The sequence below is a fragment of the Neochlamydia sp. AcF65 genome (genome assembly GCF_018342435.1).
GTDB lineage: Bacteria > Chlamydiota > Chlamydiia > Chlamydiales > Parachlamydiaceae > Neochlamydia.
On record NZ_JAEMUE010000069.1, the window covers coordinates 38,951 to 49,674 of the forward strand.

Here is a 10,724-nt window from a genome sequence, read left to right on the forward strand (position 1 = left end):
TCGCTTAAGAGAAACATAATGAACGGCTTGTAAGGTTTTAGGCCGTTTTTTCACCCATGCTAAAAAATCTTTTTCTTACTCAGGCATTCAAGGTCCTTTTTCTTCTAATTATTACAAACCTTCTATCTTCTCCGATCCTTCTAAATTATGACAGTTGTAGCATTATAAACATTTCTAAATAGCGCATGTGCAATAACTTAAATACTTTTCCTGTCTGGCAGGCAAACTCCCTTTCCATCGCCTTAGCCACTGCTTTTAATGTATATAGGATAGCACTGGCTTTCTTTTTTACCATGGCGCTTAATCCCTCAGTTATATGATAAAGAGCTACCGGCAGGGTTTTCTCCTTTCTTAATATTCTTTCTCCCCCTCAATCATCATCCTTATTAAAATTTAGAAAAAGGCTAGTGCATATCCTCAAATGCTAGAACTACAAGTTTTTTAAGCGTACTATTTTATCGTTGTAATTCTTTACTTTTTTAGGAATAGATCACCACTTTTAAACCTTTGTCAAGCTACTTTCATGCGGAAACCCCTATCTTAAAAAGAAAGAGAGCAAAGCTAGAATGAACATTTGCTGCAAGGCTCCTTTAATTAAAAAAATCATATAGTTTAAATAACTTATATACCCTCGATTATCACCTTCAGAGCTGCTTAAAAAGGCTTAATCCTCCAAAATTAAATTGATTTCTTGATGTAATTATACTCTTTATTTAAAGTGCGGTTAAGTCACTTTTAGGAGAAATAATATGGCCACTTTACAAGCAAATCATTTAGGACAACATCCGACCATCCACCATACGACTGCTGAACTCTCATGTGATATGAGCCGTGTAGCCACCATTATCTTAGGTGGAGGGCAAGGCTCTCGCCTTTATCCTCTTACACGTTCTGATTGTAAGCCTGCCGTTACTTTTGGTGGTAAATATCGCCTTATTGATGTGCCCATGTCTAATTCTATTCATTCTGGTTGCCATAAAATATTTATTGTTACCCAGTTTCTTTCTAAAACCTTGCATGACCATATTTTTAAAACTTATCGACCAGGCACATTCACAGCTGGCTTTGTAGAAGTTTTGTCAGTGGAAGAAAAACCTCATACTAAAGCCTGGTTTCAAGGAACAGCCGATGCTATTCGCCAAAACCTTGAATATTTAACCGATGTTCCTATCGATTACTTTTTAATACTATCCGGAGACCAACTGTATCAGATGGATTACAAAAAAATGATGCAAGTTGCGCAACGGACCAATGCAGATGTGGTCATTGCTACCCTACCTATTGAAGAGAGTCAAGCTAACCGTTTTGGGATCTTAAAAATTGATCCTAATGAACGTATTACCGAATTTGTGGAAAAACCTACAGATATGGAACAAGTAAAAGCATTTAAAGTTAGCGAAAATACCCTTAAAAAATTTCAACTTAAGAATAATAAAGAGGGCGCTTGCTTAGGATCGATGGGTATCTATCTATTTAAGAGAAAAGCTCTTTTAAAACTCCTTCTTACCGATATGCGTGAAGATTTTGGAAAACATTTAATTCCCAACATCATTAAAAACGGCAATGCTGCCGCCTATCTTTATGATGGCTATTGGGAAGATATTGGAACAATTGAATCCTACTATCATGCCAATCTAGCCCTTACAGAAGATAAGCCGGAGTTTAATTGGTATGACGAAAAGCATCTATTAGTCACTAATAGTTTAAATCTTCCTGCGGCTAAAATTTACAATACCAAAGTACAGCAATCCATTATTTGTGAAGGCTCCGTAATCGAAGCCAAAGAAGTATTTCATAGTATCTTAGGACCTCGTACTCAAGTAGGCACAGGCACTGTCATCAAAGATTGTTACATTCTTGGTAATGATCATTACCATTCCCCCATGCAAGACAATCAAACAGCAAAAAATTATCAAATTGGGCAAAATTGTTTGATTGAACGAGCGATCATTGACAAACATGCCTGCATCGGCAATAATGTCTGTTTAAATAATGCAGATAAGCTCACTCATTATAACAGTAACGAAATTTTTATACGCGATGGCATTATTATTGTCCCTCGTGGGGCCTGCATTCCCGATGGTTTTACCTTATAACTTTAAGTAACTTTAATGGCAATTTGGGCTCTAGCTGATTTACACCTTGCATTTGGCACCCCTGAAAAAAAAATGGATGTCTTTGGAGAGCCTTGGATAAATTATACAGAGAAAATTAAAAAGAATTGGCTTAATTGCATTCAGCCTTCTGATTTAGTTCTCCTTCCAGGCGATATTTCGTGGGCTATTCACCTAAAAGATGCTTTTGAAGATTTAAAATGGATTCATGAACTTCCTGGCACTAAAGTGATGATTAAAGGGAATCATGATTATTGGTGGGGTTCTCTTAGCAAAATAGAAAAGATTCTTCCTTCCTCTATTCATCTTATCCAAAATAATGCCTTTCATTGGAAGGAATATTCTATTGGCGGTAGTAGACTATGGGACAGTAGCGCGTATGATTTTAATGCTTATATCGAATTTAAAGAAAATCCTCGTGTAAAAACTTTGCTAGAAAAAAATGATCAGCCAATAGAAGCTGAAAAGATTTTTCAACGCGAATTACAGCGCTTAGAAAGCAGCCTAAAATGCCTTAATTCTCAAGCTTCCATTCGTATCGCCATGACTCATTACCCTCCTATTAGTGCCGACCTCAAAGACTCAGCCGTCTCCCAGCTGCTAGAGAAATATCATGTTAATACCTGCCTCTTCGGACATTTACATAATGTAAAAAAACATCTACCCTTATTCGGTGAAAAAAATCAGATTCGTTACATTTTAACTTCAGGGGATTACCTTGATTTTATTCCTAAGCTAATCTACAGCTAAATTTTTACCATCCTCTTTCTTCTTTATAAGGCTCTAAGGTAAAATTTCTTAATACTTTCAAAATTCTGAGACTACTAGGTACTTCTCACGTATTTAAAGCTTTTTCAACGCGCGTTATTGCACAAAAAACTTTGTGAACTTTACAGACTGAATAAGCAAAAAAAGCTTTTAAACTTGAGCTACTAACTTATTGGCTAAGCTTGAAAAAGGTTTAAGAACCCTCCATACAAACTTCCTTAAAGATGGCATAAAAACGCTGGATGCTCTTTTCTTCAAATCGAATCATAATCATCACTCGTTTTTTTAGGTGTTACCTTTATAGCTTGATCAAAAATGTTTTCGGTTTTTGCATGTAGATTCCCTCGATTACCTTTCGCGGCGAGTAAGTAACAACCTCCTTGATTGCTAACATATTTAGCTATAACCTTTTGACATCCAAGCGCATCAATAGTAACTACAGCTCTTTTAAATACCCAGCATGTTTAATAAGAATAGAATGGCAGTTATTTCTTTTGATCTTGTATCCGTAAGCAAGCCGGCCAAGTCTCTTACTTTTGGCTGCAAACAGATTAATCCTATGAATAGCTTTTCCTTCGCAAGCTGCATCTTGAGATGCCTCTTATTTGCCATCTATAGCAATTTCTCCTTTGATAGCCCCTGCCTTAGCTGATGTCCAGCATATAAAACATCTTTCAAAATTTGAGGCAAAAACATAGCGAAAATCCTTCCTAAAGGATTATGTACGCCTGCTAGGCAAATTCCATGCTATTGCAGCCAAATTAGGTTGCAAGATACCCATCAATAGATTGTTGCCCAATCATTTGCACTCCATGAAACCGCTAAAATGCCAATGATAGGGATGTCAAATAGCTATAAACTTGGCTGCTTTGCTTCCTTGAATCTTCCAGAGCTTTAAATACAACAAAAACGCTATTTGGCTTATGAGTATTCATTTTCCTCTCCTTCTTCAAGGAAAAGAATGATAATCATATCCGTTGCTTTGCCAGCTTAAATCTTCCTGTAATTTTTCTAATATCCTCTAGTTTTTTCACTCTTTTGTCTACTGATATAACAATGTATTAATGATTAAGTATTTATTTATAATAATAATAAAAATTTTCATTTAATTAATTAATTTAATGTTTTTAATTTAAAATTAATTTTATAATAGCTTTATAAGCATAGTAATTTAATATGGTTATCTATGGATAATAGTTCACAGAGTCCATTTGTCAGAGCCAACCTTGATACCTTATCTTTAGAGGGCTGGAACATCCTTGTTGGCCAAATGTTAGATAGCCAACAGGAAGCTGTCAAAAAAGAGGGAAGAAAGTATATTTACCTAAACCCTCGCGAGAATGAGATCGCCGTAGGCCGTAAGAAGGAAATTCCATCAGGTTTTACAAAACTAACTCATGAAAAGATAATAGAAATTTCTATTAGTAAGCTACCCCCCTATTTAAGTGAAGATCAAGTAATTGAAACGCAAAAGAGCATAAACAGAATTTTTAGCACAAAAGAACCACAAACTCTTTCCAAAAAGTTTTTTAGCATTTTTAGCTCTTCTTCTTCTGTGGGAAGTAAGGTACCTATCGAGATAGCTATAAATCATCGAGCTGTTCTTGGAGAGTTAGAAAGAACACTACCAGAAACTGTTCAAATTCTACGCTCTATAGCAGGACAGACAGGAATATATTTTCTACATCATACCGATTATAGTGAGGCTCCTCTTGCTCTAAAATTAATGCCAAATCCTAGCACCCATGTGATCGCTGATCATTTTTATAGAAAGCTAAATTTTTCAACCCCTCTTTATACTACATTCCCTAGAGAATCAGAGTTAGGGCAACTAGCCTTAAAGAAGCTAGAAAATTTGGCGTTAAATGATTTAAGAGAAAAGCATCAGCTGGCAGAAGATAGCCAACAAGCAGAAATCTATGGGGAGAGAATTAGGCAATTAGAATATCAGCTAGAAAGTACTCAACATATAATGGTAATGAAGTATATTTCAGGCACACCTTTTGCTGAGCTGCCAGTAGATGAATTTATGAAAGCCTTAACGCAAGAAAAGATTTTATTGGATATAGGAGAAATGATCTTTTTAGACGTATTATTCCACAATACAGATCGCATGCATCCTGAAAGATCAAATAATTTGGATAATTTACTCTTACAAACTGAGCCCTCAGAGGGGAAGAGAAGTATAGCTTTAATTGATCATGATTTTAAAGTTGATAGTAGAAATTGGACAACTGTCGCTAAGACTCTTGAAAATTTAGCCAAAGGAAATTTAACTGAAAAAATTATTGATAATTTGTGCACCTCTATTAACTTTAAACTTAAAGATGATCCTGTAACAGCTGAGGAGTATCAGGAGGGTTTAAAGAAAGATGATAAAATTAGAGTTTTCTTACAAGAGGGTTTTCGTAAAGGAGCCTATAATTTACTAGAAGCTTGCAAAGACTTAGAAGTATTACCAGCATTATTAGATGTTTCCTCGCCTAATAATCCCTCTTCACAAGAAGCAGTGCTTTCTGATAGGGTAGAAACATTCAAAAAACTATTAAAAATCGTGAAAAAAGAATTTCATTAATAAAAGATAAGTAGGGAAAAAATGAGTGTACCTGTTAGAGGAGAATATCATGATTTGGCAGCTCGAGCAGATTTTTTAAAAAAATTTACTTTAACATTTAGTAGCCCTTTAAAATTAAATAAAGATACCTATAATCGCATAAAATATTATGCACCAAAAGCTCTTAAAACCCATTTTCTATTTAATTTAGAGAAACTATATTATCAATTGATAAAAAAAAGCCACCCTGTTAATTATGAAAAATATAAGCTGATAGTCAAAGATGTAGAAAAGTATCTAAAAACCAAACAACAACAGCTCACTTTACTAAGCAACCATCTATTAGTAGATGCGCAGGATCCCTGGTTATTGGCTTACACTCAAACTAAAAACATGTCTTTGCAAGAAGCTAGTGAGCATCTACAAGATCTTTTATTTTCCTGGGAAGAATTAGCCAAATATGAGCTTGAAGACTTTATTCCTTTAGACTTAAAAGACTTGGACGACTACATACAGAAGTTAGATGAAATCTATCGGCCCTTATTAGAAAAAAGCTGCCCCGTGGAAAATAAGTCTTTAGAGAATCAAAAACTCAACGAGCTAGCTGATAGAATTTCTACTTTAAGAGATAAAATTGAGCATCATAATTTCTCAGAAATCTCTCAACTATGCCAAAATATTCGGGCTATTATACATGTTACAAGTTAAGCTAGGATTAACATTTATCATTGACAGATGGGTAGAGGACCAAAATTCATAAAAATTAAGGATAATGATAGGCGGGCCTGTTGGAAGGCAATATCATGATTTGACAGCTGGGGCAAGTTTTGTAAAAGTTGCCAGAGTATAGTAAGCTTAAGATGCGATTCTGCAGGCATCTATAAATTTAAAGATGCTTGCAAATTGCTAGTTTTTTAAAGGCTGCCCTTTTTGATTCCTATTGATTCTTTCTCCTGAAAAATTTAAGGAGCACTATCCCCAGATCGCTTACATATAAGAAGTCTTGCAGGTAGGACTATAGCTTACCTAGTACGCATGTAGGTATGGCTTCTGCCAGAAAAGCTAGAATAGATTTCGCTTACCGATAAAGAGTTCTGATGCAGGTCTAAAGCACCTCCTTTCATCTTGCGTCCTAGGCAGACTAACTACTTAAAAAGGCCTTACGTGCAATGACTAAGTTTCTTAAAGCTTCTTTTACGCGGTCGATAGGAAAGGCCATAAAGAACTAGCTGATTAAGTCTCTTTATTAAGAGTCAAGATTAAAAATTAAACTCTGTTAAAAATTTCTCTCCTCTTTAAGAGATCTAACCCTTACACTCTATTAAAAACTAAAACCAGCAAAGTGCATTTTTTTTAATTTAAAAGCTATTCCTAGTAGAGGGTCCATTTAAGGATAACTAAGTAGCAAGCTAAGGTCCAATGCTTGCTACCTAGTCTCTTTTTAGCTTATCGCCTAGCTTAACGGACGGGACAAGCACCTGTTGCACAAGCAGCTTCTAGCTCTTCATCGCGCATTTCAATGCCTGAATAATCGATATCTTTCAACTTAGCCACATAGGTATCATAGTTTTCTTTAGTGACCACTTCCTGTGGTAAATAGGCATATCCTAGGTCTTCGGCATTTTTTGTAGGATCATTACGAAATAGGAAGGAGACTCCTACATAAGTATCCCAATTCTCTAACAGCCAGTCAATAATAGCAGGAACCTCGGAGGGATCATAAGAGATGGTATTGGAAACATTCTGCTCACACCATGTTTCTTGTAAAAGTTTATACCACTCGAGCTGATGAACAGCCGAATCGGTGTTTACCTCTACCTCTTCCACTTTGCCATTCTTCCTGGTGACCATCATCCGCGTAAACGAAATGCCTTCAAATTTTACAGGAAATTTAACAAGCACAGATTCTGGCTCGTAAGGTTTTTCTACCACCGTATAGCCTGCAGCGCGAAAACGTCCCACTAATGGATCATGCTTAGAATAAGTAATATTATTGAAAATATATTTTCCTAGCGGTAAATGCACCCCTTCTGGCACTTCACCCCATTCTTCTGTTCCCATGATTTTGCTTAAGGTGCCACTAGGTTTCACGCAAGTGACGTTTTTAGGCAAAGGAGAATTAAGCTCATTAGCCATACTATAAGCTGCACTTACAGTGATATTACGCATACGCTTGTAATCATAGGCAGTCAGATCACTTCTTGCACGAATACCTGTTAAACCTACCCCACATAGATGGAGAAAATCATTATTGAGATGCCAAGCTTCTTGAAGGATTTCATCTCTTAAGTTAACCATCGTTTGACGATAGTTCATTCTGCCGGCTAGATAAAGGGCTCTCTCTAAGCCAATTTTATCCCCTTTAAATGCTAATACATTTACCTCGGTTAAGTTGCAAAAACTTTTATTACCTAAAAGAATCTCTACACATGGATTACAGCCTTTAAACCAAGGTGCCCTCCTTTCAGCCTCCATGGCATTAATAAAACCAGGTTCTGATCCTCCAGAATCCATCATGAGTTGAAAAAGGCTTTCTAATTCTGCTTTGGTTGGTTTTTGGCGAAAAAGAAGGCTATTATTGGATTGTTGACGATGAGCATTTCCTTTAAGCCACCATTCTTTTTTTGCTACTGCAAACTCTTCCCATTCTGGTTGAGCATATTCAAATAGCGCAATCTGGGCTGAGCGGCGGCTAGAAAGAATGGTACCCAGCCAATTGACGATATCTAAGATATCTATGCGAGTCAGAAGCTGATCAGCCCGGTCGGATAAAATTTTAGCAATCGCTTTAAAGGCTTTAGCAATTTGCTCATCTCCTGATGAAATCCAGCCATACCCTTTAAGGCGTGTCCCTGCAGGTCGGATCTCAGAAAAATCAAGTACTAAAGTTCTAGCAGGATATTTACCTGCCACTAGTTTACCCACAGCTTTTGCCCAAGCAATCGCTGAATCTCCGACTTTAATTGTCCATGTTTTTGTTTCAGGATCATAAGTTTCTACATTATTCTGCTCGCCACCTTTGCCTGTTCGATTAGAACGAATCACCCGAATCTCTTGTAAAGGCCTACGAAAACCGTTTAGAGTGCCAGTAATAGGCCTAAAGCCTACACCGCAACCTTGTAACAAGAGCCAAAGCACATCGACAATATCATAGACTGTTTCCACATGGGTATAAGAACAATTAAACATGCTAGACTCACGTTTACGGCTCAACTCTGTTCCACCCAACCATAAAGTTCTGCCGGCAGGTGCTACTTGACGATTAAGAATAAGCCCGCGTAGCTCTTCCAATTCATCATCTTCGCGATCACTCAGATTACGCCCTAAAGCTCTTTCCCACAGCCAATGCTGATGGCTAATTACTCGTTCAACAACTTGATCCCAACTTTCTAGCAAAGTTTCTCCCTCATTGATAGGGCGATGATATGTTCTCAAAGCTGTGGCCATAGCCCTTGCTGTTGGTTTTGTCATGATCTTTAATCCTTACATAGATAAAATATTTTAAAAATCTCTTTCTTTCTTTTTCTAAAAACACAAGATGTTGTGGTATAAAAGCAAAAAAACCACTACCGCTTGTGTTTTTAAACGTCCAAGGTATCTCCTTTTTTGCCTTAAAAGTCAATATCGACTTTTTTTTTAAATCCTCCCTGGGAAGAAAGAAAAGAAGAGCTTTTAAGTTATTGATTCTAAAAGAGCTGAAGCGGATTAAAAAACCTTTTTTCAGTTATCTATAGTTTTAAGGATAAAGAGCTTAAGTTTACTAGAAAATACTTTCTTTTTTATTTGAACATCTTCACAAGCTCTGCAAGCTTCACATCTTTAAGTTGGATTGGATTATCTAAAGCATGCGAAGCTCTTTGCTTTAAAATTTTTTGGATTTTTTGCTCTTCTTGCTCTTGATCTAATAAATGATAGTAGTCAGCACAGATTGTCAAAAGCTCTTGAAAGTCCTCTTCTATTTCAAGCATAGGAAATGTTTGACGGACAAGTAGACGAAATAGTTCAGGAGTGCCTCCATTGGATAAAAAAGTAAGAACTTCTAAACTCAAATCTAAATCCTGCGCTTTTTTAATGCGTTGAATGAGGTGCAAAATTATTTCATCCGAGTTTTCGGGCTCAGAACGATAAAGAAGGCGTGCCCGCAAAAAATCAAACCAAGCTACATCCTTACAATAAGGTCCAAAGCTCTCTAGCAAATCAGCTGCATAAGGATAATGATGATCGTCAATCTGCTCAGCAATATAATCATATAGAAATGTTTCCAAATCATGGGCGCATCCTTGAGATACCATTTCGAATATCTCCAAAGGGTCTGCTCCTTCATCAGCATGCTTACCAAGAATCATCTCTAGATTAGACATTGCATCTTGAATGTCTGCTGGATAAGCACATTTTCCTTGATCATAAGCAAAAATTTGATGATCTAATTCATCACAAAAAATGGATAAACAGGGCTTTTCATTTACAAAACGGCGCCATAATTCGAAAACCACTAAATATATTTGATCTTGCTCACTTGCCTCTAAATTTAAATCTGCGACTAAACCCTCGCACAGCTCCTCCGGTGAATCCACATCTTGCGCCAACGCCAGCAGGGAAACTTTATCTAAAGCCATATCTTTTTGACGCAATCTTTCAAATAAATCTTCATGAGAAAGACGACGATAATCCTCAACCTGCCAAGGTTGCACCTGGGTGTTAGGATCTAACAACCAATTTATACGCAAAGAATTAAACAAAGCACGCCGCTCAATATTCATAGGAGTATGTCACCCTTTTTTATATAAAAAATCATAGCATATTTATAATAAATAATCTAGGTAAGTAAGCAAGAAAGATAAAGAAGTTTGTAGACGAAAACGCTATTAAAGTTAAATTAAAAAGTAGGTGAAAGTTTAAAAGAATAAAGGAGCTATCAACATTTAATAATCTCTAACTCGGGAAAGCTGCTTTTCCATTTGATGAACACGCTCTTGCAGTTCGACAAACAACACTTCTAAGGCTCGGCATTTTCTGTCAAATTCTAAAGTATTTTTCAAAGTACCGTCTAAAGTGTTTTTTAGAGTAAGATAGGAGTTGCTTAAAACAGGGCAAAAGGTTGAGCTTGGTAAGCTCCATGCCTCTGAATTACTTTCATGCAGCGTGGGTCTATCACTGTCTTGTGCTATCATTCTTTTTCTCCAAAAGTAATGTGCTGACCAGAATATCAAAAAATTCATATTAATTACAAGCGAAAATTAGGAGCCAGGCAGATATAGAAGCTATACAAAATGTTCGTGAGTTTAAGG

The 10,724-nt window shown here is 36.5% G+C and carries 8 protein-coding genes; 4 read left to right on the top strand and 4 right to left on the bottom strand.

Translation table 11 applies throughout. The features are described from left to right. Positions 1 to 145 precede the first annotated feature (145 nt). Entirely contained in the window at positions 146 to 295 is a 150-nt protein-coding gene (locus NEOC65_RS08595; protein WP_213156265.1) for a hypothetical protein, read from the bottom strand. Positions 296 to 749: 454 nt separating this feature from the next. Here NEOC65_RS08595 and glgC point away from each other — a divergent pair, with 454 nt between their 5' ends. The 4 genes from glgC (at position 750) to NEOC65_RS08615 (ending at position 6,144) form a co-directional block, all read left to right on the top strand. Further along, positions 750 to 2,096, top strand: coding sequence for a glucose-1-phosphate adenylyltransferase (gene glgC / locus NEOC65_RS08600; protein WP_213156266.1), 1,347 nt, complete (start codon positions 750 to 752; stop codon positions 2,094 to 2,096). A 15-nt stretch (positions 2,097 to 2,111) separates the two neighbouring features. Beyond that, entirely contained in the window at positions 2,112 to 2,864 is a 753-nt protein-coding gene (locus tag NEOC65_RS08605) for a metallophosphoesterase (protein ID WP_166157264.1), read from the top strand. Positions 2,865 to 4,068: 1,204 nt separating this feature from the next. After that, complete coding sequence (locus tag NEOC65_RS08610; protein WP_213156267.1) at positions 4,069 to 5,457, top strand: protein kinase family protein; 1,389 nt, start codon at positions 4,069 to 4,071, stop codon at positions 5,455 to 5,457. Between the two features lie 21 nt (positions 5,458 to 5,478). Continuing rightward, entirely contained in the window at positions 5,479 to 6,144 is a 666-nt protein-coding gene (locus NEOC65_RS08615) for a hypothetical protein (RefSeq protein WP_166157270.1), read from the top strand. Positions 6,145 to 6,894: 750 nt separating this feature from the next. On the opposite strand, the gene nrdJ is transcribed toward NEOC65_RS08615, so the two are convergent. From nrdJ to NEOC65_RS08630, 3 genes are all read right to left on the bottom strand, one after another. Next, positions 6,895 to 8,907 carry a ribonucleoside-triphosphate reductase, adenosylcobalamin-dependent gene (nrdJ, locus tag NEOC65_RS08620; protein ID WP_166157273.1) on the bottom strand — a complete coding sequence of 671 codons (2,013 nt, stop codon included), beginning with the start codon at positions 8,905 to 8,907 and terminating at the stop codon, positions 6,895 to 6,897. Positions 8,908 to 9,215: 308 nt separating this feature from the next. Then, positions 9,216 to 10,196, bottom strand: a complete 981-nt coding sequence (locus tag NEOC65_RS08625; RefSeq protein ID WP_166157276.1) for a hypothetical protein — start codon at positions 10,194 to 10,196, stop codon at positions 9,216 to 9,218. A 162-nt stretch (positions 10,197 to 10,358) separates the two neighbouring features. Next, positions 10,359 to 10,607: a hypothetical protein gene (locus NEOC65_RS08630; RefSeq protein WP_166157279.1), complete on the bottom strand. Its 249-nt coding sequence runs from the start codon at positions 10,605 to 10,607 to the stop codon at positions 10,359 to 10,361. Between the last annotated feature and the right edge of the window lie 117 nt (positions 10,608 to 10,724).